The organism is Dyadobacter luticola, assembly GCF_005860805.1.
Classification (GTDB): Bacteria; Bacteroidota; Bacteroidia; order Cytophagales; family Spirosomataceae; genus Dyadobacter; species Dyadobacter luticola.
On record NZ_VCEJ01000004.1, the window covers coordinates 1,697,787 to 1,720,887 of the forward strand.

21 protein-coding genes are annotated in these 23,101 nt (G+C 45.4%); 7 read left to right on the plus strand and 14 right to left on the minus strand.

Going from position 1 to position 23,101, the window contains the following annotated elements; all coding sequences use genetic code 11:
* Positions 1–65: 65 nt before the first annotated feature.
* The 5 genes from FEN17_RS17755 to FEN17_RS17775 form a co-directional block, all read right to left on the minus strand.
* Positions 66–668 (minus strand): nucleotidyltransferase family protein, encoded by a 603-nt coding sequence (locus tag FEN17_RS17755; protein WP_138366656.1) that lies wholly within the window; start codon positions 666–668, stop codon positions 66–68.
* Complete coding sequence (locus tag FEN17_RS17760) at positions 655–1,863, minus strand: XdhC family protein (protein ID WP_138366657.1); 1,209 nt, start codon at positions 1,861–1,863, stop codon at positions 655–657. Before FEN17_RS17760 ends, FEN17_RS17755 begins: the two co-directional genes overlap by 14 nt.
* The gene (locus FEN17_RS17765) at positions 1,829–3,034 is read right to left on the minus strand and encodes a cysteine desulfurase family protein (protein WP_229208864.1); all 1,206 of its coding nucleotides are present in this window, start codon (positions 3,032–3,034) and stop codon (positions 1,829–1,831) included. Before FEN17_RS17765 ends, FEN17_RS17760 begins: the two co-directional genes overlap by 35 nt.
* Positions 3,035–3,166: 132 nt before the next feature.
* A complete protein-coding gene (locus tag FEN17_RS17770; RefSeq protein WP_205748165.1) occupies positions 3,167–3,883 on the minus strand; it encodes a proton-conducting transporter transmembrane domain-containing protein in 717 nt (238 codons plus the stop codon).
* A gap of 10 nt (positions 3,884–3,893) precedes the next feature.
* Positions 3,894–6,386, minus strand: coding sequence for a YbcC family protein (locus tag FEN17_RS17775; RefSeq protein ID WP_138366659.1), 2,493 nt, complete (start codon positions 6,384–6,386; stop codon positions 3,894–3,896).
* Between the two features lie 298 nt (positions 6,387–6,684).
* On the opposite strand from FEN17_RS17775, the gene FEN17_RS17780 reads away from it, so the two are divergent.
* Entirely contained in the window at positions 6,685–7,320 is a 636-nt protein-coding gene (locus tag FEN17_RS17780) for a peroxiredoxin (RefSeq protein WP_138366660.1), read from the plus strand.
* 68 nt (positions 7,321–7,388) lie between these two features.
* On the opposite strand, the gene FEN17_RS17785 is transcribed toward FEN17_RS17780, so the two are convergent.
* On the minus strand, positions 7,389–8,117 hold the full coding sequence (locus FEN17_RS17785) for a DUF6962 family protein (protein ID WP_138366661.1): 729 nt from the start codon (positions 8,115–8,117) through the stop codon (positions 7,389–7,391).
* Positions 8,118–8,508: 391 nt separating this feature from the next.
* On the opposite strand from FEN17_RS17785, the gene FEN17_RS17790 reads away from it, so the two are divergent.
* Positions 8,509–10,962 (plus strand): TonB-dependent receptor, encoded by a 2,454-nt coding sequence (locus FEN17_RS17790; RefSeq protein ID WP_229208865.1) that lies wholly within the window; start codon positions 8,509–8,511, stop codon positions 10,960–10,962.
* Positions 10,963–11,046: 84 nt separating this feature from the next.
* Here FEN17_RS17790 and FEN17_RS17795 read toward each other — a convergent pair whose 3' ends face one another.
* Positions 11,047–11,598 carry a hypothetical protein gene (locus FEN17_RS17795; RefSeq protein ID WP_138366662.1) on the minus strand — a complete coding sequence of 184 codons (552 nt, stop codon included), beginning with the start codon at positions 11,596–11,598 and terminating at the stop codon, positions 11,047–11,049.
* Positions 11,599–11,837: 239 nt separating this feature from the next.
* Here FEN17_RS17795 and htpG point away from each other — a divergent pair, with 239 nt between their 5' ends.
* A complete protein-coding gene (gene htpG, locus FEN17_RS17800; RefSeq protein ID WP_138366663.1) occupies positions 11,838–13,676 on the plus strand; it encodes a molecular chaperone HtpG in 1,839 nt (612 codons plus the stop codon).
* A gap of 62 nt (positions 13,677–13,738) precedes the next feature.
* Here the strand turns inward: htpG and FEN17_RS17805 are convergent, their stop codons facing one another.
* The 3 genes from FEN17_RS17805 to rho all read right to left on the minus strand — a co-directional run bounded on the left by FEN17_RS17805 (position 13,739) and on the right by rho (position 16,519).
* Positions 13,739–14,266 (minus strand): helix-hairpin-helix domain-containing protein, encoded by a 528-nt coding sequence (locus FEN17_RS17805; protein WP_138366664.1) that lies wholly within the window; start codon positions 14,264–14,266, stop codon positions 13,739–13,741.
* Complete coding sequence (locus tag FEN17_RS17810; protein ID WP_138366665.1) at positions 14,263–14,607, minus strand: hypothetical protein; 345 nt, start codon at positions 14,605–14,607, stop codon at positions 14,263–14,265. Before FEN17_RS17810 ends, FEN17_RS17805 begins: the two co-directional genes overlap by 4 nt.
* A 133-nt stretch (positions 14,608–14,740) precedes the next feature.
* The gene (gene rho / locus FEN17_RS17815; protein ID WP_138366666.1) at positions 14,741–16,519 is read right to left on the minus strand and encodes a transcription termination factor Rho; all 1,779 of its coding nucleotides are present in this window, start codon (positions 16,517–16,519) and stop codon (positions 14,741–14,743) included.
* A gap of 322 nt (positions 16,520–16,841) precedes the next feature.
* Here rho and FEN17_RS17820 point away from each other — a divergent pair, with 322 nt between their 5' ends.
* From FEN17_RS17820 to lptC, 3 genes are read left to right on the plus strand one after another with little or no spacing between them, the layout of a single operon-like run.
* A complete protein-coding gene (locus tag FEN17_RS17820) occupies positions 16,842–17,564 on the plus strand; it encodes a type III pantothenate kinase (RefSeq protein WP_138366667.1) in 723 nt (240 codons plus the stop codon).
* Positions 17,548–18,915, plus strand: a complete 1,368-nt coding sequence (gene bamG, locus FEN17_RS17825; protein WP_229208866.1) for a BamG family beta-barrel-assembly machinery protein — start codon at positions 17,548–17,550, stop codon at positions 18,913–18,915. Before FEN17_RS17820 ends, bamG begins: the two co-directional genes overlap by 17 nt.
* A gap of 7 nt (positions 18,916–18,922) precedes the next feature.
* The gene (lptC, locus tag FEN17_RS17830) at positions 18,923–19,498 is read left to right on the plus strand and encodes an LPS export ABC transporter periplasmic protein LptC (protein ID WP_229208867.1); all 576 of its coding nucleotides are present in this window, start codon (positions 18,923–18,925) and stop codon (positions 19,496–19,498) included.
* On the opposite strand, the gene FEN17_RS17835 is transcribed toward lptC, so the two are convergent.
* The 4 genes from FEN17_RS17835 to recN are packed head-to-tail and all read right to left on the minus strand — an operon-like array spanning position 19,495 to position 22,717.
* Positions 19,495–19,938 carry a c-type cytochrome gene (locus FEN17_RS17835; protein WP_229208868.1) on the minus strand — a complete coding sequence of 148 codons (444 nt, stop codon included), beginning with the start codon at positions 19,936–19,938 and terminating at the stop codon, positions 19,495–19,497. The two genes, lptC and FEN17_RS17835, sit on opposite strands and share 4 nt — an antisense overlap.
* Positions 19,922–20,578 (minus strand): SCO family protein, encoded by a 657-nt coding sequence (locus FEN17_RS17840; RefSeq protein ID WP_138366987.1) that lies wholly within the window; start codon positions 20,576–20,578, stop codon positions 19,922–19,924. The genes FEN17_RS17835 and FEN17_RS17840 overlap by 17 nt, the downstream gene beginning before the upstream one ends.
* A gap of 2 nt (positions 20,579–20,580) precedes the next feature.
* Positions 20,581–21,018: a viral A-type inclusion protein gene (locus tag FEN17_RS17845; RefSeq protein WP_138366668.1), complete on the minus strand. Its 438-nt coding sequence runs from the start codon at positions 21,016–21,018 to the stop codon at positions 20,581–20,583.
* Between the two features lie 43 nt (positions 21,019–21,061).
* Positions 21,062–22,717, minus strand: coding sequence for a DNA repair protein RecN (recN, locus tag FEN17_RS17850; RefSeq protein ID WP_138366669.1), 1,656 nt, complete (start codon positions 22,715–22,717; stop codon positions 21,062–21,064).
* Between recN and FEN17_RS27315 the strand changes: the two genes are divergently transcribed.
* Positions 22,716–23,033 (plus strand): hypothetical protein, encoded by a 318-nt coding sequence (locus tag FEN17_RS27315; protein ID WP_171037941.1) that lies wholly within the window; start codon positions 22,716–22,718, stop codon positions 23,031–23,033. The genes recN and FEN17_RS27315 overlap by 2 nt on opposite strands.
* The last annotated feature ends 68 nt before the right edge of the window (positions 23,034–23,101 follow it).

The following is a 23,101-nucleotide window of genomic DNA, read 5'->3' on the forward strand; positions in this document are numbered from 1 at the left end:
TGTTCTAGTTAAATAGTACACTGCAAACATATAGACTTGTTGGATCAAAACAAACAGCCGCGAAATTATTTCTGATTTTTTAACAGTTGGTCGTAGTCTTCCTGGGTATCGATATCAATTTTACCCTCAGGAAAAGGGATAGCTGCCGCATCATTTGCGAACTTAACCAGCAGTTTCTTAGCGCCTTCCGCGCCGCTCAATTCCAGAAGTGCGTCAAAATATTTTTTTGTAAATAAAACCGGCGTGCCGAATGTGTCGGCGTAAGAAGAAGCAATAATACCGGCATCAGCATTTTCAGCCTGGCTGATCAATAATTGAAAAAGTGTTTCCGTCACAAAAGGCTGGTCGCTCACTGCAATGATGACGCCCTCGACGTCCGGAGAAAGTCGCTGTAATTTCGTAAGGCCGGATTTAATGGAAGATGCCATGCCCTCCTCCCAATGTGGATTTTCGGTAAAATGACAGTGCAAGTCAGCTAACTCATTTTCAATCATTTGCGGGTTGAAACCAGTCACTACCACCACATTTGAGACAGTTGCCAGAGCAGCTTCGGTAACATGGCGGATCAATGTTTTGCCCTGATATTCCAGGAGTTGCTTGGGCTGGCCGAGGCGGGAGGAACTGCCGGCGGCGAGGATAATGATGCCGTAGGAGTTAGACTGCCTCATTTTCAGGGATAACATTCGATACGGCGCAAAGAAAATCTTCTTTCTCCGATTTGGCGTAGTCTACAAGCTGATTTTTCCGGTTATGGATCGGCTCGGCCCGGTCTCGCAGGGAAAGACCTTTTTTACTACTCAAAACCGCCTTGATTTCTGCGAGTACCGACAATGCAATTTCCTCAGAAGTTTCTGCGCCAATGTCCAGTCCCACAGGCCCGTAAATTTTCGACCGGTGTGAATCTGTGATCTTGACCCCTTCATTTTCCAGTTCGGCAAACATTCTCTCCAGCTTCTTTTTAGGGCCGAGCGCACCTGTATATTGCCAGGTATCAAGCTGGATCAAATGTTTCAGCAGCGACAGATCGTAATTGTAGTTGTGCGTCATGAGCAGAAAAAACGTCCGCTCGTCGGGCTGAATGTCGTCAAGCACATTTTCTGCTTTTGAGACTAAAACTTTCGTCGCTTTTGGAAAACGCTGGCGTGTTGCATGCGCCACCCGGCCATCGACCACGGTCGTTTCCCAACCCAGAATGTCCGCCATTTCGACCAGGGGAATAATGTCATTTCCCGCTCCGGCGATCACCAGGGCAGGAGGGATGCTTAGGTATTCGATGAAGCCTGTCAGATTTTGGGTAAATGTTTTGAAAAATGAGTCGGTAGCAGCGTAAGCCTTTTTGACCTCAGTTATAATTTCTTCATAATTATCTCTAAACTCCTCATTATGAACATTTACATTGTCTTTTTCCAAATGTAAGAAGCAGGTTCCCGGCTGTGCTGCTGTGCGCGAATTCAGTGAAAACAATGTTACGAGTACCGCATTTTGCCTTTTAACCAAAACCTTTTTTAATAGCTCGATCGGGTTGTTTTCCTGCTGCGTATGAATCGGTTCAAAGAGAATGTGGACAATTCCGTTGCAGCCGAGCTGGACGCCCAATGTGGTGTCATTTTCGTCGGTGGTATCGTAGGTTACCAGCTTATTTTTTTGCTGGGAAATAGCGAGAAGGGCCTTGCGCAGAGCATCGCCTTCGAGGCAGCCGCCGCTGATCGCGCCTGTCAGCTGACCGTCGTCCGTCACCAGCATGCGCGCCCCCGGCCGCCGGTACGAGGAGCCTTCGACGTGCACGACGGTGGCCAGCGCCATTTTTTTGTCCGATTTTACTGCCAGCTCATACGATCGGATGATGTCCGAAATTTCTTTCATGTCGGTGCTGCTTTACAATATTGGAAATGACCTCCGCGGCGTGCTCTACTTCGCTTTCCGTCGAAAACCTGCCGAAACTAAAACGAAAAGTGTTGTGAATTAGCTCATCCGCCAGACCCATCGCTTTCAAAACGTAACTTGGTTCCAATGTGGCAGAAGTACAGGCTGAACTTCGTGAAAAAGCGAGGTCGCTGCTGGTTTCAAAAATCATTTTTTCTCCGTCGATGCCTTGAAATGACAGGTTGGTAGCATGAGGCAATCTGTGATTATTTTCCGCGGCATTTATGTGTATATCATTCAAAGCCAGGAGCTTGCTTTCAAACATATCGCGCAGATTAGCCAGCCTTTTTCCTTCGGACAACATTTCATTCTGACAAATTTCGCAGGCTTTTCCAAATCCCACGATACCGGGCACATTCAATGTTCCGCTGCGCATATTCCGCTCATGCCCACCACCGTCGATCTGCGCAATTAAGGATACCGACGGATTTTTTTTCCTGACATAAAGCGCACCGACACCTTTTGGTCCGTACAACTTGTGCGCGCTGAATGTCATCAGATCAATACCATCGAGCTGAACATTCACTGGAATTTTTCCAACCGCCTGCGAGGCATCGGTCATCAAAAGTATATGATGCTTTTTTGCAATATCAGAAATCTCCCGGATCGGCATGACATAACCCGTTTCATTGTTGGCATACATGACGGAAATCAATGCTGTGTTGCTTGTAATGGCATTTTCCAGCACATTCAGGTCGATGGAGCCGTCGGTATTTACGGGCAAATAGGTTACCGGATGTCCGTTTTTTTCAAGTGCCTTGCAGGTATCCAAAACCGCCTTATGCTCGGTTGCTACAGTGATAATGTGCTTTTTTGCGCCGGAAAAATTTTCAATAATACCTTTAATCGCCAGGTTGACAGCCTCGGTGGCACCCGACGTAAAAACAATTTCATGCGGGTGTGCTCCGATTAATGCGGCAATCTGCTCCCGCGCAATGTCCGTCGCTTCCTCCGCCTCCCAGCCAAAAGCATGCGTCCGGCTAGCCGCGTTCCCAAATTTTAGTGAAAAATAAGGCAGCATCTCCTCCAAAACCCGCGGGTCCACGGGCGTCGTCGCATTGTAATCGAGGTATACGGGGAGTTTCAAGGACATTTTATCATCTTTATCCATGGTTAAAACAAAAGCATACCCGTTAGTTCAAATTAAACAAAAAACCACCTCATTTTAAACATGAAGTGGTTTCGGCAACTTAAACGAACAGGTTAACTATAATTATGAAGATCTTCGTCGCGGGCGACTAGGTTATTTAATGGTCAGGATAAAAATGCTGTTAAGTAACTTTTTTGGCAATATTCCTTTGGCGCTGCCTTTTTGCGTCGCATTATAAGATCGCTCGCGGGACCGGTAGGCAACTGTCGATGGGGAAATCAGTAGCTGATAGGTCCTCAAAAACGAATTTCCGGTAAGGTGGAAAAGTGCCATGACATGCCAGCCAGCTGCTACTTCCACAAACATTAACCCCATCTGCGCAGTGGAAGCGTACATAATTTGCCGGTTCGCAGAGGATTGTATCCGCGCAAACCAGTTTGCGATGATGGCAACCAACATTCCAGAAAGACCAATCAAGATCCGCTCAAATAACCGCTGCTCCCAAAGGTGAGAGGTGCGGAGCAGGAGGAGCACGCCCACATTGAGCAGGAGGATCCCCACGATACTTTTTACCAACAAATACCGGTTTTGGTAAAATAAAATCAATAAGACCGCGGGAATGCTCGTGAAAAGCAGCCCCACTGCCAGCGTCACGACATTTCCCGAAATCGCCGCCAGGTTATAGCCTATGTAAATGCAAAAAATGTTGTTGATGAAGCGTTTGTAACCTTTTTCTTTATGCCAGTAAGGCCGACTATAAATGGCAATAACCAACATTAAAAAAACCCCGACGAACATGTATGCTGCCGCGATTTTATCAAAAATAAAATCGATATGAAATGGAGCCGATGTTATCATTATATCACTCACTGTCAATACTTTAATGTGTTGTATAAATGTGTGTAGTTTCCTGCGGCTCAAACATTGTGGTCCAATCGACGGCGCTGCCGGAAGCTTCGTGATCCGACTGATAGGAAATAAAATCGCCTGATTTGAATATTTTCAGATCGCGGGTCACCGGGTGGATGGACGCCAGTTTTACCCCATTGTTCACAAATATTTCGTGTAACATGTCCGACTTTTTAATCGCATCCAGGATCACCGGCGGGGAATGTTCCACGACAAAAAGTAATCTTATCGGATCGTGGCTTTCAGTCATTTGGCCAGGTAATCCCGTGCGGAGATCCCGGTTTATTTGCCCTCCAATATGGAGCAATCCCGATAAATCATGCGAAATTTTACTACCTGAACCAATTTTTTCATTGTCGACCCGAGAGAAGAAATAATCCAAATTTATCCCACTACAAAGCGATACAGCGATTTTTAAGACATCCGACAGATACCTGCCGCCCGGATCTGTCCGGTAATCGTAAGAATTCAGAAATGCGCGGCGGTCGAGGAAAAGATTTTTGGTCAATGTTCTCCGGCCGATCACGCAGAGTGCATTATTGGCGTGGCCGAGCTCGGCAAGCGGTTCGAATAGGGAAACCGAGCGCTGCCGCATTTTCTTCCGGACTTGTTCAATGGAAAGTGTTGCGGATATGGAATCAAACCGTCGCGATCTTTCCTTGGCATTATGGCCGAGAGCTTTCTGGAATATTTTTTCGTTTTTAAGATGATCTTCCTGATTCTCAGAGGAAAGTGACTGCTCGTCGTAAAAGCAGATTTCATCGCGGGTGGTATCATGCAATGCTCCGACAAACTGCGATTGCGCCGGGATCGTAATGCCGCGGGCATGTAAGATCGTGCGGACGGCAGGATGATTGGACATAAAAGCGAACACCCGGGCATTTACAGAACCGGGCCTTCCGGCGCATGCTGCGCAATCGAAAGCAGCGAAATGCGTATTATTCGTGCTGCTGGAACCGTGGCCGACAACATATATGATTGGCGCAAAATCATGGACTAGACCAATACTTCTCAGCAAATTCTCTACCCGATCAGCCATTTCCAGATGCGTGAAGCCTATTTGCAGATTTGCCTCGCGGTCCTCCGGGTTGTTGTTGTCAATAGTCAGCCGGGAAAGCCGCTCCATGTAACGAAAAGAGGAAGTGGCGGAAGGTATCGCGGCAGGTTTGAGCATTTGCGCCGTCATTTTTAATGCAGACCAATAACCCAATGTTTTCGAGGCAAGCAGGCCGGTCATCAGCAAATTGGTATGCTTGCTGAAATGCAGATCTTTCTTTTTTTTCACCCCAAACCCAACTTCCCTGACTAAATGCGCAGGCGAAGCTTGCGGCGGACAGACCTTTTCAAAAGTATTCAAGCCTTCGGGTTGAAAATAAAATTCAATGCCGAAATGTCCGGGCGTACCGAATGTTTCACAGCCAGGATCGAGTTCTTCTAAATGCCTTCGCAGCGAACATTCACGGTTATCGATACAAAAAAGCGCCTGGAAACTCTTCGTCTGCGGCTCAATGCTTTCGTTTTTCTGATTTTTCAGCGAAGCCAGTACGCGGTCGTAGTAGGTCCACTCAAATGCTTCGTGCCAGATTAAGAGCACGTCTGTCAGCTCGGCATCCGGTACCGGGGCAAAAAGTGGGGTAGGTCTTGCAACAATCCGGGCGGCCAGGGAAGGCCATTCTTCACCCAAATGATGATCCAGCGCGTCAATTTCAAGCAGCAGCTCAAAAGCGATGAGATCGGAAAGGGATATTTTTCGGGGACGCTGTAATGTTCCCGCATAATTTTCGAGTACAGAGACCATCCCTGACCATCCCCGATGCGCAAACTGCTGATCAAAGAGGTACCTGGCGTAAAGTGATTCCTCGCCGACGAGCAATTCCAGCAGTTCCGAAAGGTCGCAATCGGTGTGCAGCAGCAGATTTTTAGCACGGCGCGTTTTGAAAAAACTGGAAAAGCTATCACTTTCCAATGCTCTGATCGAAGCCAAAAAACCATCTTCGTCAACAGGAAATTGCCAGCTGGAAATGCCCTGGTCGAGGTAACTTGCAAGGATACGGAAGAGGCGCGGATGGATAAGATGATCCAGGTTGACCTTATAATTTTGTTTCCAATAACTTCTCAGCTGGCCAATTCTCGGCTCCGATTGCTGATCGTATTTTTTGAGCAGGATCTTATCGCGCCACTGAGAGGCTAGCGCGGCGCCTTTTTTTTCGAGCAAAACTTTTTCCAGAATGTCGGAAGCAATTTTTCGCTCATTATAAAAATGCCGGTATGCTTCCAGCGGGAGTAATGTGCGGTAACCAAAAAGCGCCGAGGCTTGCCGGAGGCCTTCCTCAAAAGGCAGATTTTGAAATGCTTGCAGCGGATTTTGGAAAATGTAATCTTTCAGAGGCGCCTGCGAGGGCAGATAGCGCTTTAATTCATGAAGCACCGCACGTTCATCAAAAGATTTGCTGGAAGCTTTCATGCAGTCAGGTATTGACGTTTCTAACGGTGCGCTCTCCAATTTAAAAAACGGGTTTGGCCGCTCTTCAAATCTTATTTCAAAGGAGCTAACATGCAATTAAAACGCAATTAAAGGCGACTTAAAATGAGGTTAAAAAGCCTTGATACCAATATTTTCAAGAGTGCAGAATTGAATAATCCTGTTTTTTCTTGAATATATAATTCACTCAGAAATTGCCCTTAAATGAAACTATTTGCCTATTTTTGTGTTAAACTCTATAACATTAGTAGATTAGTGTTCATCTTAAATCACAATAATTATGTCACTTCGACTTGGAGATATTGCCCCTGATTTCGAGGCAAACACCACACAAGGACCCATCAAATTTCATGAGTGGCTCGGCGATAGCTGGGGACTGCTTTTTTCTCACCCGTCTGACTTTACACCTGTATGTACTACCGAGCTTGGTAAAACTGCTTTGCTGCAAGGTGAGTTTGAAAAACGCAATGTGAAAGTTCTGGCGATCAGTGTGGACGATCTGGATTCGCACAACCGCTGGATTCCTGATATCAATGAATTGAGCAAAACGGAGGTAAACTTCCCGATCATCGCCGACGAAAACCGCAAAGTGGCTTTGTTATATGATATGCTTCACCCGAATGCCAGCGAAAAAGCGACAGTGCGCTCGGTGTTTATCATTGGTCCGGACAAGAAAGTAAAGCTGACATTGACTTACCCTGCATCGACCGGCCGTAACTTCAATGAAATTCTCCGCGTGGTAGATTCACTGCAATTGACTGCCAACTATTCCGTAGCAACTCCTGCCGACTGGCAAGATGGTGAGGACGTGATTGTGGTACCTGCAGTGAGTACCGAAGATGCCGAAAAGAAATTTACAAAAGGCCTGAACATTGTAAAACCTTACCTGCGTTACACGCCACAGCCGAACAAATAATTTTGTTGAAAAACTAAAAGAGCCGGGCTTCCAATTATAGGAGCCCGGCTCTTTTTTATGACTGTATTTTATTTTTCTTCCGCGATAATCTCCTCAGGGACAATCGTTTCCTCCCCATAATAGGTCATGTGCCGCGCACCTTGGTAGTAGTACCAGATGGATAAGGCCATCGGAATGTGGCTGATATCATTGTAGTTAAACCATGGCCCGAAACTGAATTTCAAAGCATGGAAACCGGCTGCCAAACCGCCCAGAAATGTGGCGATGAAAATGTTCTTACTACCGGGATCCTTTTTCTTTTTATAAACATAAATCTCGATCAGGAACAGCATTAAGAATAAACCGTAAAACGCGTGGATTTCGACAACTACGAAATTTAATGTGATGAATGTCAGTACAAAGAAGATAGTCAATTCCAGGTAATTGAGCCAGCCGAGAAAATTTCCATGTTTCTCTTTCAAAAGCGGCTTGATGTGCCAGATGGCGGCACGCTCAAATAATGCTACTGCGATCATACTCGCGAACCAGCCGGGAATCTTGCCACGCTGGCCGGTTTCGTACAAAAATCCATGACCCAGTACGCCGCCGATGGCTGTCGCAATCGCCATAAAGAGAAAGAAATACTTGATTTGCATGTACATTCTGTGCGCGCGGGCCAGCTTGTTGAGATGAACAAACGCGTATATGCACACGACGGTCATCATCAGACTGGTAAGAACCGTAGACGGCTCCATAATGGTAATTCCCCACAATTTGATATGATGTACCTTACTGAAATCTATCTGAACTTCATTCATGAATAGAAGAGGTTTGTAATGCCCGGAGTGAACTGGTTGAGTGCCTTAATGTGTGCCAAAGTACGCCACAAATCAGCAATTAACTGCAACAATATTGTTGTAACAACCCACTTTACCAAAACTATACCAGCCGGATTTCTCAAATCCCGGAACGCAAAATCACTGCCGGTCGGCGAGCTTTGTAGGAGTAAAAGTGGCTTTTCGACGGTGAAAAACCGTCGCCCATCTATTATCATTATAGAGATAAGTTTTATCGGTTTTCTTTGCATAGGTTATTGAAGTAAATAGGATTTATTCAATTGCTGCCCCTTTTCTATAAAAACCGTGTTCTGTGAAAAAGCTATCTCACTCATTCTTTAAAAAAATTCTTGTCGCATCGTTTTTTTGCGTTTTGACGCTAGATTCATTTGCCCAGGCTCCGGCAACCGCTGCGTCGCCGAATCTTGAAACGGCACCAAAAGGTAATTCCAAAATTTCCGGAATTGTACTGGATTCAGCCGCTGCGAAAGGTGTCGAATTTGCCAGTATTGCATTATTCAATGTCGCTGATAACAAGGCTGTCGATGGAACCACCGCCGATGAAACCGGCAAGTTCGCGATCACCAAGGTGGCGCCGGGTTCCTATAAGCTGCTGATTTCGTTTATTGGTTTCAAAGACAAGACAATTAATAACATCCAGGTTGAAAAAGGGAAAGATATCGACCTCGGTTCTGTGCAGCTGGCTTCCAGCGTGCAGAATTTGCAGGAAGTGACCATTACTGGAGAGAAATCTTTGGTGGAGGAAAAAGTGGATAGGCTGGTTTTTAATGCCGAGAAAGACATTACTTCCAAAGGTGGCGACGCGGCGGATTTGTTGCGGAAAGTACCGATGCTATCTGTGGACCTGGATGGAAATGTTTCGCTGCGAGGCAGTTCCAACATTCGGGTTTTGATCAATAACAAACCTTCCACGATCATTGCAAGCAATGTGGCGGACGCTTTGAAGCAGATTCCGGCAGATATGATCAAAACTGTGGAGGTAATCACTTCACCTTCTGCGAAATATGATGCCGAAGGTTCCGGTGGTATCATCAACATTGTGACTAAGAAAAATAACCTGCAGGGACTGACTCTGAACATTGATTCAGGTGTAGGTAACCGCGGCACCAATCTGGGCCTGAACGGAAGTTACCGCAAAGGAAAAATGGGTTTTACACTCGGCGGTTTCGGACGGGCATTTTATAACAAAGCAACTTCTGTATTAAACCAGACCACTTTCTCGGAAGGCGGTTCTTTCCTGACAAATCAAAGTTCGAATGCAAAGGATAGGGGATTGTTTGGTCAATATTCGCTGGGCTGGGATTATGATCTTGGAAAAAATCAGGCATTGTCTGCCGGGTTGAGATATGGTACCAGAAATTTCATCCAGAAGCAAAATTTGACCATTAACCAGTTTGAAAACGACGTGCTGTCTGCTACCTCGCAACGCAAAGTGGATCGCAAAGATTTGTCGGGTACGGTTGACTTTAACATTGATTACATCCGCACATTCAAGCCGCAGCAGGAGTGGAGCATTTCAACATTATACAGCCGCACGGGTTTGACCAATAATTTCAATACCGATCTGCTAAGCCAGTCCGGCGCAGTGAGCGGAAAGTTGAAAAACGAAAACCAGAATTATAACTCTGAATTTACATTACAAACTGATTATCAGACGCCCATCGCAAAAAATCAGATGCTGGAATTCGGCGCGAAAGGTATTTTCAGGACGGTTAACAGTGACTATAAATACCTGACTGCCACCGAATCCGGCGATTTTACATTGAGCACGACCAATCCTTCCGGCTCGCTGAATTACAACCAGAATGTGGCCGCAGGTTATGTTTCCTACTCTTTGACCACCAAAAATAAATACACGATCAAAGCCGGTACGCGGTACGAGTTCACCGGAATTACGGCAGATCTGGGCGAGCAGGGCAAAATTTCGATCCCAAATTACGGCAACCTGGTGCCTAGCATCAACGTTTCGAAAGCATTATCTGGCAGTACTACCGTGAAAGCGGCTTACAACCGCAGAATCCAGCGTCCTGGAATCCAGCAGCTCAATCCGAATGTGAACTTGTCTAATCCTCAGAGCATTACGACGGGTAACCCGGCGCTAAGTCCTGAACTGACTGACAATTTTGAGCTGGCATTAAGTACCAACATTAAAAAGACTTATATCAATGCTTCGGTTTTTGCGCGGCAGACCAATAATTCGATCACTCAGATCAGGATGGCGGTGGATACTTTGCAGGGCGCAGTGGTGACAACTTACCAGAACATTGGCAAGCAGCAGGCGTACGGGATGAATGTTTTTGCCAATGTTTACCTCACGCCAAAATGGACGTTGAACGGAAGTATTGACATTCTGCACTCATACCTGGAAGGTCAGGCGATGAGCCGGGAAGGTACTTCGGTGCCGGTAAGTAATTCCGGATTTAATTACGGCGGGCGGTTAATGTCGCAGATTTCGCTGCAGCAGGGTTGGGGATTGCAGGCTTTTGGGTTCTACCGCGGCAAGGAAATCCAGTTGCAGGGAACACGCACCGGTTTTTATATGTACTCGCTGGGTTTCAAAAAGGATTTCCCGAACAAGAAAGGAAGTATTGGTTTTGCTGCCGAAAATTTCCTGACAAAAGGTGTGCGGTTTACCTCTGACCTGACATCGCCACAGTTTGTTCAAACATCTCAGACACAGCTTTATAACCGGAATTTTAAGATCACATTGAATTATTCGATCGGTAAAATGAGCTTTGATGCACCGAAGAAGAAGACCAAATCGGTCAACAATAACGACGTCATGGGCGGTGGCGACGGAAAATAATTATATCTGCTAATGTTAGTGCCGGCGTAAAAGCCAAAAAGGCCAGGAGCAATTCCTGGCCTTTTCAATGTTATGCGGAGACGATTATTGATTGACTTTCCGTCCTTTCAACGTTTCTCTCTGATTTTTTACTTGCTTCAAAAGATCCTTTTTAACAAATAACCTCGCGCCCTGTCCGCCCTGCAGATCAAATGTGCGCTCTTTGTACTCGAATTTGTTATTGGGCAAAACGTCCAGAAAATAGTTTTGGCCGCTCAGATTAAACTTCATGCCTTTGGTATCCTGCTGGGTGTCGTCCCAGGAAACATATAGCACACCGTTGTCGGAACCGAGCGATACGCCAGGCGTAAAAGGAAGCACATTGATGGTTTGGATGCTTTTTCCGTTGCTCATCGTGATCTGACCTTCCGGATTTACCTTAATGTCGTTAGGATCAGATACTTCCCGACGAATGTTGATGCCTTTGTCATTGAAAAACTGCACTTTATTCAACGGAATGTTGGCAGCTTCGAGATCGCGACGGAGGTCTTCGGTAAAAACAGTGTAATTGGATAGCGGAACGGAATTCATTGTGGTGCAGCCGAATGCGACGCTCATAAAAAGCACCACGGTAAAAAGTTTTTTAATCAGAGTCATGTCTAGAATTTGGTGTTCTCGTACGAATGAGTGGATGAATTTAGTTGGGTAGTTTACTAGTCGCAATATTAAGAAAAAAGCTTTTCAGTTTTACCAGTCAGCCGATTTGAAGCCATTTTACTTACCGACTGACAATGTGTCAGCGAAAAACCTTCTAATTCTACTTGGAACGCATATTTGTACCGTCTATTGCAAAACCGAAAACAATTCTAAAATATAAAAACCAAAACATTATAACTATGGAGTCAGTGATTCAGGAAAAAGGAAATCTCAGTATACATACCGAGAATATCTTTCCGATTATTAAAAAATTCCTTTACTCGGACCACGAAATATTTTTGAGAGAGCTGGTTTCCAATGCGGTTGATGCCTCTCAGAAAATTAAAAAATTGGCTTCTTATGGAGAATTTAACGGGGAGCTTGGCGATCTGAAAGTCGTTGTAAAGCTGGATAAAGATGCCAAAACGATCACGATCAGTGACAATGGTATCGGTATGACGGCCGACGAGATTAAAAAATATATCAACCAGATCGCATTCTCCGGCGCTACCGAATTTGTTGAAAAATACAAAGACAAAGGAGAGGACGGAAAAGGTGATAAAGGCATTATCGGACATTTCGGTCTTGGTTTTTACTCGGCTTATATGGTGGCCGAAAATGTGGAGATCATTACAAAATCTTATAAAGAAGACGCCGAGGCAGTTCGCTGGCAATGTGACGGTTCGACAGAATTTGAACTGTCGCCGGCTGAAAAAGCAGAGCGCGGTTCTGACATTATCCTGCACATTGCAGCGGATTCCGAAGAGTTCTTAGATGAACATCGTCTGCGTGGAATCCTTGAAAAATATGGAAAATTCCTGCCGATCGCGATCGAGTTTGAAGATAAGGTCATCAACAACCCAAGCCCGATCTGGACAAAAAATCCTTCTGATTTAAAGGACGAAGATTACCTGGCATTTTACAAAGAACTGTATCCTTTCAGCGAAGACCCGCTTTTCTGGATCCATTTGAATGTGGACTATCCTTTCAACCTGACGGGTGTTCTTTACTTCCCGAAACTACGCAATGATTTCCAGGGTCAGCGCGAGAAGATCCAGCTTTACAGCCGCCAAGTGTTTATTACCGACGAGGTAAAGGACATTGTGCCTGATTTTCTGCAACTGCTTCACGGTGTGATCGATTCGCCGGATATTCCTCTTAATGTTTCTAGAAGCTACTTGCAGGCGGATGGAAATGTGAAGAAAATCAACGGTTATATTACACGTAAAGTAGCCGACAAACTTTCAGAGATTTTCAAAAACGACCGTGAAGGTTTTGAGAAGAAGTTTGACGATATCGGTTTGTTTGTAAAATACGGTATCATCAGTGATGATAAGTTTTATGAAAAAGCGAAAGATTTCTGCTTGCTGAAAAACACCGACGGTAAGTTCTATACATTCGAGGAATATCGTGAACTGGTAAAAGAAAACCAGACAGATAAGAATGATACGCAGATATGGCTTTACACCACCGATGAGAAGAAGCAGGATGCGTTTATTCAGTCGGCCAAAAAGAGAAGCTATGATGTACTGGCGCTAACCAGCGTGATCGATTCGCACTTTATTAACACTTTGGAGCAAAAGCTTGAAAAAGTGAACATTAAGCGGGTAGACGCTGATACACTGGACAAACTGGTCGAAAAAGATGTGAAGCTGGACAGCATTCTTTCTTCGGAAGATCAGGAAAAGGTGAAGAAGATTTTTGAAGAAGTGGTAGGTGGAAAAGGCGCAAATGTGCAGGTAGAGGCGATGCCGGTGGATGAGCTGCCGGTGGTGATCACATTCCCTGAATTCATGCGCCGGATGACGGACATGCAGGCTTCTTCCGGACAACGTTCGATGTTTGGCGATATGCCTTTGATGTACACCGTTTCGCTGAATGCGAACCACCCGGTTACCGGCCGGATCCTGCAAGCCGAAAGCGAGGAAGAGCAGAAATCTTTGGCAAAACAGGTTTACGACCTGGCTTTACTGTCGCAGGGAATGTTGTCGGGCTCGGATCTGACGCAGTTTATCCAGCGTACCGTTACGAAGCTTTAAGATTTTTTAGAGTTTATTAATATGGAAAACCCGCACATGCTGCGGGTTTTCTGCTTTTGAAACTACCAATGTTGCGCTACGCCAGATAGCAGCTGAAATTTCAGTTTGTCCAGCTCCTCCCATTTTTGATCTTTTGCCAAAGCTGCCTGCCTCGGCCAGGAAGAAGGATCATGGATCTGAAATCTCGGGCCGGCCTTTTTCAAAATACCGACAATGCGGATAGCAGAAGTTTCGGCGAGCTGCTCGAAGGTGTGAATACCTTCTTTATTCAATAATTCTTCGATTTTCGGACCGATACCTTCAATCAGTTTCAGATCGTTCGGCGCGTGGTCGGGGCTTGTTGTCGGGTACACGGTTTTGGATGCGTTGGTTGCTAAAAATTGGTCGATGGGCGTGTGGTTTATATTTCTAAATTCTTCGAGCTCAGATTTTCTCTCCTCGATGAGCTCGCGAAGATGGTTGATTTTTCTTTTTATAATTATTCTTGCAAAAAACCACCCGGCAGCACCTGCCAGGCAAAGCAGCAGCGCTATTTGCGATATTGCGACCGGCAGGCTTTCGGAGTTGGAAAACAGATCGGGCAGGCTCATGATTTTGTCTGGTAATATTTCAGTTCATGATTGATCCTGTTCAGCCGGTATTTGAGCTCCCGGGTTTTCCGGCCTTCGTAGCTTCTGCCGGTAAAAAAGCCCAAAATGATGACGCCTGCAAACATAATCGCATATTGCCAGAGCTCGCGAACTGTGGGTTGATACGTCGTAATGAGTGAAAGATCCGGAGCTGGGCCGGAATCGGGTACTACTTCGGTCAAAAAAAGCGTGGAATTATGCAGCTGGTCGCAAAGCTTCTGGATTTTGCAGACGTGCCAGTAAGTTGAGCCCAGAATCCAGACAGATAATAAAGTCCACCAGAGCGCCTTGACATTGAACATATTAATCCCTTGTTTTCTGTTTTCAAAAACTTAAGGTATTCGTCAAAAAGAAGCTGATCGGGGAGGGAAGCTGCAAGATAGCAGCCTGGATGAAAGTTAAAAGAGCCTGAGTGTGACCCAGGCTCTTTTTTATTTATCGGTTCATAGAAATCAGGAACTCTTCGTTGTTCCGGGTGCCTTTCATATGTTCCAGCAGGAAGTCCATCGATTCCATCGCATTCATGTCGGACATGTGCTTGCGGAGGATCCAGACTTTCTTAAGTGTTTCTTTATCAAGCAGCAAATCCTCGCGGCGGGTACCGGAAGCCATCACGTCGATGGCCGGGAATACACGCTTGTTAGAAAGCTTGCGGTCCAGTTGAAGCTCCATGTTACCGGTACCTTTGAATTCTTCAAAAATAACCTCATCCATTTTAGAGCCGGTATCGATCAGGGCCGTGGCGATGATCGTCAATGATCCGCCGTGCTCCACATTACGTGCAGCACCAAAGAATCTTTTTGGTTTGTGCAAAGCATTGGCATCCACACCACCGGAAAGGATTTTACCGGAAGATGGCACCACCGTATTATACGCACGCGCCAGACGGGTGATCGAGTCAAGCAAAATCACTACATCGTGACCACATTCCACCATTCTTTTGGCTTTTTCCAAAACAATGCTGGCTACTTTCACGTGACGGTCGGCCTGCTCATCGAATGTCGAAGCAATCACTTCTGCACGCACGCTGCGCTGCATATCCGTCACCTCTTCCGGACGTTCATCGATCAATAAGATCAGCAAGAAAACTTCCGGGTGGTTGCGGGTGATCGCATTGGCGATTTCTTTTAGCAAAACAGTTTTACCTGTTTTTGGCTGCGCCACGATCATTCCGCGCTGACCTTTACCAATCGGGGCAAAAAGGTCGAGAATACGTGTTGAATATTGATCCGGGCGGGAGCTTAATCTGAGACATTCGTCCGGGAAAAGCGGAGTAAGGTATTCAAAAGGAATACGGTCCCTGATTTCTTCGGTTGTTTTACCATTCACCGTTTCCACGCGAAGCAGTGCAAAATATTTTTCACCTTCTTTCGGCGGACGTATCTGGCCTTTTACGGTATCCCCGGTTTTCAGACCGAACAATTTGATCTGCGACGGCGACACATATATATCATCAGGGCTGGCGAGGTAGTTATAATCTGCCGAACGAAGGAATCCATATCCGCCGTCCTGCATAATTTCCAGTACACCTTCATTGACGATCAGACCGTCAAATTCTCTAACGTAGTTATTATAGTTGCGTTTGATTTTTGTGGAAGGATCTTCGCGTGGCTGCTGTTGCTGCGGCTGACGCTCGGTATTTTCACCATTTTGTTGCTGTTGCTTGAATGGTCTTTCCTCTCTTGGCGCAACATTCTGGTCGGAAACCTGCGTAACCGGCTTTTCCTCAGTAGTTTCAGAAACCGGTTCAGCGGGTGCAGCTTCGGGAGCGGCGGTTACTTCTTCACGGCCCAGGTCATTCAATGTATCATTGTCCGAATCGTGTTCTTCGTTGATTCCCAGATTTTTGAGGAATTCACTGTCACGTTTCGGGCTTTCAGTTTTGGCAGGAGCGTCAAATAAAGGACTGAAAGGGGTGGCAGGTGCCTGGTTATCTTTTTTATTTTTTGCCGGCCGGTTATTGTTCTGCTTCACAGATACCGGTGTAGCCTCTAAAGGCCTTCTTGCCCGTCTCTTCTTGGGCTCATCCAGCTCGTCGGTCGAAACTTCCGCGGAAGATGCCACAGGCGCGGCTGCGGAAGTTTCCTGCTGGGACAGGATTCGGTTAACTAATTCTTTTTTAGGGAGTTTGGCGTAATCCGGAATTCCAAGCGTCCCTGCTATCTCTTTAAGCTCCGATAGAAGCTTAAGGTTTAATTCATCAATTGTAGGCATACAGAAAAGAGAAGGTAAAGCGAAACTCTACCGTTTTGACAAGATGTTTTGAAAGTAGTCGGATACAAAATCAGGATGTTGTGTCCCGAAGTCGGTGATGGTCATTTATTATGGTAATATATTGTTTGTAGAAGTCTGTGTTTGAAATTTGACACAAGAAGTACGACAATAAATCGGCAAGATTTTTTAAAACCCGATAACGTTGGGATGGGAAGTTATCGCGAAATGGATTTTGGATTTATAAGTCGATACTGGACTTAGATAGGCGAAGGTAAAAAAATTCATTTTTATTTCCAAATAATGTAAGATTTTTGCATTTACTATGAATGTTGTAGTCGATTCAGGCAATACTTTCTCTAAAATCGGTTGGTTCGAAAAAGGAACTCTTATACGCTATACGACAGGTCTCAGATTCGATGAGCTGATCGCGGCCATCGTTTCTGACATTCCCCAAAACGTTCTTTTTTCTTCCGTCAGCCGCACCGGCGAGGAATTCCGGCAGGCACTCGGGCTCGACCTAAATATATTGGAACTGAACCCTGAAACGCCCATCCCGATCTCCAAAAAATACGATACCCCAGCCACTTTAGGTGCCGATCGCGTCGCCGCATGTGCGGGTGCCAATCTGCTTTTTCCGGACGAGGATCTGATCGTGATCGATATGGGTACGTGCATCACCTATGATCTTATCGACCGGACTGCCACATTTCAGGGCGGCATAATTTCGCCCGGCGTGAGGATGCGATTCAATGCGATGCATTCGTTCACTAAAAGGCTCCCGCTTGTTGAGCCGGAAAAAGATCCCGCCTTTATCGGAAAAAGTACGTTTCAGGCCATGCAAAGCGGCGTCATGAATGGGGTACTTGCAGAAATGCAGGGAATTATTGAAAGATACCGTCACAAATCACCCGGAATGCGCGTAGTATTATGCGGTGGCGATGCAGCTTTTTTTGAAAGTAGCCTGAAACCACCCATCTTTGCGGTGCCAGAGCTGGTTTTAATAGGATTGAACAGAATTTTAACATATAATGTCTCTTTACAGTAGAAACTTAATTCTTACACTTGCAATTACACTGGTCTGGAGTTGGACGAAGTTTGCGACGAATGTAAATGCGCAGGGGTTGGGCAATTCACCTTATTCATCGCTGGGTATGGGCGAGTTCTACGGCGAGTCATATTCTGATAATACTGGAATGGGGCAGTCGGGGGTAAGCTACGGCAGTGGTTTTCAGGTTAATAATCTAAACCCCGCACTTTGGGTCCGCAACCGGTTTACCACATTGGATATCGGTCTGATCGGTCAATACAAACAAATTGTAAGTGGTAATGAAAATCAGCGTAATGCCGGCGGTAATCTGGGTTACGTGTCATTATCTTTCCCGGTTTCGCCAAGATGGGCAATCGGGGTTAATTTAAAGCCTTACAGCTTCGTTGATTACGAGAATACTTCCACGCGGAATGTGCCGGGTACTCCTTCACCCGCTTATTATTTTACAACCGGCAAAGGTGGAATCAACAAAGCCTCTATCACCAACTCTTTCCAGATTTCCAAATATTTGAGTATTGGTCTGGAAACCAGCTACTTCTTCGGTAACGTGCGCCGAGCTTCCGAGGTGACGCTGCCGCTTTCTGCCAGTGATTTTCCTTCTGGTTCTTACACATTTGATATTTATGGCGTTAAAGCACCCATTAAATTAGATGCAACCACCGCTGAGTATCTGGTCAGCGTAAATGACAGGACTACTTATAATGATATCGGTTTTCGGGCTGGTATTGCAGGTAGAATTCCGTTGCGGAAAGCTAATAAACTGAATCTGAACCTGGGTGGAGCTTATAGTTTTAGAAATTCCCTTAATGGTGCGCAGACTACGACTTTTGAGCTAAGCCAAAATTCATTCAATGTGATCGCACCTGATACGATCCAGAATAATTTGTCGGGATCACTTACAGTTCCGGAGCAATACCAGGTGGGTGCAAGTTTGGAGTGGCCTTTCAAGCTGGTCATTTCTGCCGATTACAGCCACCAGTCCTGGTCGAAATACAGAAGCTTTACCAATACGACTGATAATTTGCAGGATGTGGGCCGGTTTCATTTCGGCGCCGAATATTTGCCAAGATTTACTTCTCTGAATTACTTCAATCTGGTTCGCTACCGTGTAGGATTTAGTACCGGAAAAACGCCTTATATGATCAACAGAAATGAAGTGAATGATACCAATGTTAGTCTCGGTTTTACGTTTCCTATGGGTCGCGGTTACCAAAACTTCCTTTCACTTGCAATGGTGGCCGGGCAACGTGGCAATGTGGGATCCGGCGTAATCCGCGAAAGGTATGGCCGCGTGGTGCTGGGTATCACGCTTCTGGAAAGATGGTTTCAAAAACAAAAAATCGATTAATGTTCTCATGCTGATCAAAACGGTCATGACGGTTTTTACCAGAGGAGATAAATTTTTATCTCCTTTTTGTATGGTACTGCTGGCCGTACTTTTTGTGGCTTGCGAAGGGAAAAAGACGAAAGAAGGAGCAGTTTATACAGGCCCGATTGAGATCGTCAATAATGTAGAGATTAAATATAGCGAGCAGGGAAACATTAAAGTTTGGATGAAAACCCCGCGCTCGTTTCGCTACCAGAACGAAACCAAGGTTTTTCCCGATACCATCAACATTAGCTTCTACGATTCGCTGGGCACGGTGGTAACGCGCCTTCGTTCAGACTCCGGGCGGTATGATCAGAATGCGGATGTTTATATTGTGAAAGGTAATGTACGGGTGGTGAAATCTGAAACACAGGAAACGCTAACTACCTCTGAATTAAATTGGAGTCCCCGAACACGTAAAGTATTTACTGAGAAACCGTTGGCTGTAAGAAACACGCGTACCTCGGAGATAACCAATGCGATCGGGATGGATGCGGAGCAGGATTTCACCCGCATCAAATTTAGGAAAGCGACCGGTATTTATAAGTTTACCGGCCCCTAATATACTTTGCAGTTCTTCAAGGCAGCCTGCACCGTTTCAATGTCTGTAAAAGTGCTGTCTTTCTTCCATTTCATCGTCACAAAGCTGACGATCTCCGCGATTTCGATATCCGTCAGCTTCTTGTTGGGTGGCATCGGCCTGTTGAAATCCCGCCCGCCGACTTTGATTTTATCCGTCATACCATTTTGAATAATGCAGGCGAGAAACGCTTTGTCCGCTAATGCGGCCGAGCCGTTGATCGGCGGATAAAGATTGGACATCCCTTTGCCGTCGGCCTGGTGGCAATTGGAGCAGTGGGTGGTGTACAGTTGATAACCCTCCACAAAATACTGCTCGCTTTTCAGCTCCTGCGCACTTTGGCAGGAAGTCATGAAAATGAAAAAGGAGGCCAGCATCTTCGTGTAAAAAATGCTTTGACGCGGATTATTTTTTGTACTCACTCAGCAAAGTTTCGATGTCAGCGATGAGTTTCTGTGTGCCTTCGTCGGTTGTGCCATCGTACATTCCTCTCACGTGTTTGTCCTTGTCAACCAATATAAATGCACCGCTGTGAATGTAACCGCCGTCGGCCGTCTTATCCTCTTTTGCAGTGGACATATAACTGTTCTGGCCGATCTCGTAAATTTTCTCTTTTTGTCCCGTCAGAAACAACCACTGATTGCCTTCCACCCCCAGATCTTTCGCATAAGTATTGAGTACTTGCGGCGTATCATGTTCAGGATCAATAGAGTGGGAGAGGATCATTACCTCCGGATTGCCTTTGTAAGCATTATAAACTTTGATCATTTCCCGCTTCATGACTGGGCAGATTGTCGGGCAGGTTGTGAAGAAAAAGTCGGTTACGTAAATTTTGTTTTCAACCACCTTTTCGGTAATGGTATCTCCTTTTTGGTCAACAAATGAAAATGGCGGGATGGTGTTGTAAACCGTATCGACCACTTCTTTACCATCGACCGTCTTTTTCGTCCAGTCGCGCTCACCCAGAATCGGCAGTTTCCGCTCCGAATTTCCGCAGTTGCTGAATGTAAATAGGATCAAACCGAAAGCCAGCAGGTTTGAAAAACAGGCATTTAACTTCATCATTATTCCAAAAATGTTTTGACCTCCTGAATTGATTTCACGGTAGTCTGTTTTACTGCAAGTATTTTTTCTTTTTCCTTTTCGAAATAAGCGACTGCTTCCTCCGACTTCAATTTTTTAGCTGAATCGCCCCGATATTCGTGCATCCAGGTCATCATTTGCTTATCCGATTCGTTTAATTTTTGGTTCAGGTCAACCGCTTTAATTCGTTGTTCAGCAAGAGAATTACCGCTAATCCCCACATTTTGCAAGCTGTCAATATTCTGGATTTTCTTGGAAAGCTTCGATTTTAGTGACATAATGTCGTCCATCTGCGGCATTACCTCATCGTGGATTGCCATCACCTCGTTTTCCAGCTCCACGGCTTTATCCTTATTCGCATCCTTGCTACACGCAAAAATGAATATCAGCAGGCCAAAAAATAGTAAAGAGGATTTCATGTTCCGGGAGTTAAAATGGGTATGGTAATTATTTGTGCTAACATTATTCTTTCAAAATCATTTCACGCGCATTGGTCAGCACCGCCTCCGAAGGATTATGTCCGCCAATCATCTGCGCAATTTCCTGAACACGCTCTTCCACAGATAGTTTCTTGATCCGGCTCACCGTTTTGTCCGACGAATGATCTTTGTAAACAAAATAATGTGCATTGCCGCTGCTGGCGATTTGATGTAAATGTGTGATTGCTATAATCTGGTGACTTGCAGCCATATTTTGCATCATTCTGCCCATTTTTTTTGCAATTTCTCCGGAAACTCCGGTGTCGATTTCATCAAAAATAATGGTTGGTAATTTGCGCTTGTCGGCCAGGATATACTTAATAACCATCATCAGCCGGGAAAATTCCCCACCAGACGCAACTTGTTTCAATTCCTGCGGCGCAACACCTTTATTTCCGCTAAACAGGAACAAAACCGAATCGATCCCGTTGGGCGACGGGGCAATTTCCTTGATCTGTACCGAAAATGATGCATTCGGAATACCTAATTCTACAAGCCGGTCCAGGATCAATTTTTCGATTGCCTTCGTTACTTTCTTGCGTCTCTCCGAAAGATTTCCCGCAGCTTTAAGCATTCTTTCTTTCGCTGCGGAAGCCTTCTTCTCCGCGCTGGCCAGCTCATCGTCCAGGTTGAGGACAACATTCAGTTTTGCCTGTAACTCCTGTTCAAGATCCAGCAGCTGATCCACCGAAGTTGCCTGGTGTTTTTTTAATAATGTATAAATCAAATCGAGACGCTCCTGAATAATCTCGCTCCGGCCCGTATCGACTTCCACTTTACTATTCACCTGATCAATTTCGTCAGCCAGATCTCGTAGCTCAATTAACGCACTTTGTCCACGCTGGCGTAAAAATTCGTACGCAGGAACCAGCCGCGAAGCCTGCGAAAGCGAACTGATCGCATTTTTCAGTGAGTCAAGAATAGAACTTTCAGGATTGTCCAGATAAGCATAAGCCAGTTGCAGTTTTTCCTTGATTTCAACGGCATTTTCGAGGATAGTAAGCTCTTGTTCAAGCTCTTCCTGCTCACCGGTTTTCAGACTGGCATTGCTTAATTCTTGAAATAAAAACTGGTCGTAATCGAAAGCTTTACGCAATTGCAGCGCCTGATTTTTCAGATCTTCAAACGCTTTTGAAGTAGCTCGGTAAGCCTGATAATCCGATTCGTACGATCGGAGAATACTGTTATTATCTGCAAAAGAATCCAGAACCTGCAACTGGAACTCATTGTTTCCCAGTAAGATAGAATCATGCTGCGAATGTATGTCTAAAAGCTGGTTACCAATTTTTCTTAGCGTATCCAGGTTAACCGGCGTATCATTAATAAAAGCGCGTGATTTGCCGGCAACCGAAATCTCGCGGCGCACAATACATTCCTCCGAAAAATCCAGATTTTCTTCCTCGAAATTCCTAACAAGATCATATCCGGTCAGATCAAATGTGCCTTCGATCACACATTTTTCAGTGGAGTCATATAATGCTTTCACATCCGCGCGGTTCCCCAAAAGCAAACCGATCGCACCAAGCATAATCGATTTTCCTGCACCTGTTTCGCCGGTAATGATGTTGAGCCCCGGATCGGGGGACATTTCCAATTGCTTGATTAAAGCGTAATTTTTGATCAGTAAATTAGAAAGCATGTCTAATTTAATCAGCCTGCCACGGGAGATACTTGGAGTGGCTGTTGTGAAGAAAATACTATTTCGTCTCCGGTACGAATATAGCTATGATATTGGCAATAAGGAAATCGGCTCACTGCTCCGCGAATTATTTAACAGTTCGTTTTTGGGCTTCATCAAACACAATTTCGTAAACATCCCGCAACTGAATGTCATGCGTGTGATCGCGAAAATCTGTCAGTTTAAAGCTATCGGGCGTAAAAGAAAGAAGCCGGCCAAAATAGGTCTTGCCATTTTCCAGCACCGCATTGATTTCGTGCGTCAGAAGGCCATTTAGCGCCGGGTAAATTTTCGTGGAACCTACTCTGATTAATCTTTTACTCATAATTGAATGTCCCTCCCGCC

What these genes read in the sequence shown, in the direction of transcription:
- FEN17_RS17755 (WP_138366656.1), bottom strand. Translation starts at nt 668, where the DNA reads ATGAGGCAGTCTAACTCCTACGGCATCATTATCCTCGCCGCCGGCAGT.
- FEN17_RS17760 (WP_138366657.1), bottom strand. Translation starts at nt 1,863, where the DNA reads ATGAAAGAAATTTCGGACATCATCCGATCGTATGAGCTGGCAGTAAAA.
- FEN17_RS17765 (WP_229208864.1), bottom strand. Translation starts at nt 3,034, where the DNA reads ATGGATAAAGATGATAAAATGTCCTTGAAACTCCCCGTATACCTCGAT.
- FEN17_RS17775 (WP_138366659.1), bottom strand. Translation starts at nt 6,386, where the DNA reads ATGAAAGCTTCCAGCAAATCTTTTGATGAACGTGCGGTGCTTCATGAA.
- FEN17_RS17780 (WP_138366660.1), top strand. Translation starts at nt 6,685, where the DNA reads ATGTCACTTCGACTTGGAGATATTGCCCCTGATTTCGAGGCAAACACC.
- FEN17_RS17785 (WP_138366661.1), bottom strand. Translation starts at nt 8,117, where the DNA reads ATGAATGAAGTTCAGATAGATTTCAGTAAGGTACATCATATCAAATTG.
- FEN17_RS17795 (WP_138366662.1), bottom strand. Translation starts at nt 11,598, where the DNA reads ATGACTCTGATTAAAAAACTTTTTACCGTGGTGCTTTTTATGAGCGTC.
- htpG (WP_138366663.1), top strand. Translation starts at nt 11,838, where the DNA reads ATGGAGTCAGTGATTCAGGAAAAAGGAAATCTCAGTATACATACCGAG.
- FEN17_RS17805 (WP_138366664.1), bottom strand. Translation starts at nt 14,266, where the DNA reads ATGAGCCTGCCCGATCTGTTTTCCAACTCCGAAAGCCTGCCGGTCGCA.
- FEN17_RS17810 (WP_138366665.1), bottom strand. Translation starts at nt 14,607, where the DNA reads ATGTTCAATGTCAAGGCGCTCTGGTGGACTTTATTATCTGTCTGGATT.
- rho (WP_138366666.1), bottom strand. Translation starts at nt 16,519, where the DNA reads ATGCCTACAATTGATGAATTAAACCTTAAGCTTCTATCGGAGCTTAAA.
- FEN17_RS17820 (WP_138366667.1), top strand. Translation starts at nt 16,842, where the DNA reads ATGAATGTTGTAGTCGATTCAGGCAATACTTTCTCTAAAATCGGTTGG.
- bamG (WP_229208866.1), top strand. Translation starts at nt 17,548, where the DNA reads ATGTCTCTTTACAGTAGAAACTTAATTCTTACACTTGCAATTACACTG.
- lptC (WP_229208867.1), top strand. Translation starts at nt 18,923, where the DNA reads ATGCTGATCAAAACGGTCATGACGGTTTTTACCAGAGGAGATAAATTT.
- FEN17_RS17840 (WP_138366987.1), bottom strand. Translation starts at nt 20,578, where the DNA reads ATGAAGTTAAATGCCTGTTTTTCAAACCTGCTGGCTTTCGGTTTGATC.
- FEN17_RS17845 (WP_138366668.1), bottom strand. Translation starts at nt 21,018, where the DNA reads ATGAAATCCTCTTTACTATTTTTTGGCCTGCTGATATTCATTTTTGCG.
- FEN17_RS27315 (WP_171037941.1), top strand. Translation starts at nt 22,716, where the DNA reads ATGTCTAATTTAATCAGCCTGCCACGGGAGATACTTGGAGTGGCTGTT.
- recN (WP_138366669.1), bottom strand. Translation starts at nt 22,717, where the DNA reads ATGCTTTCTAATTTACTGATCAAAAATTACGCTTTAATCAAGCAATTG.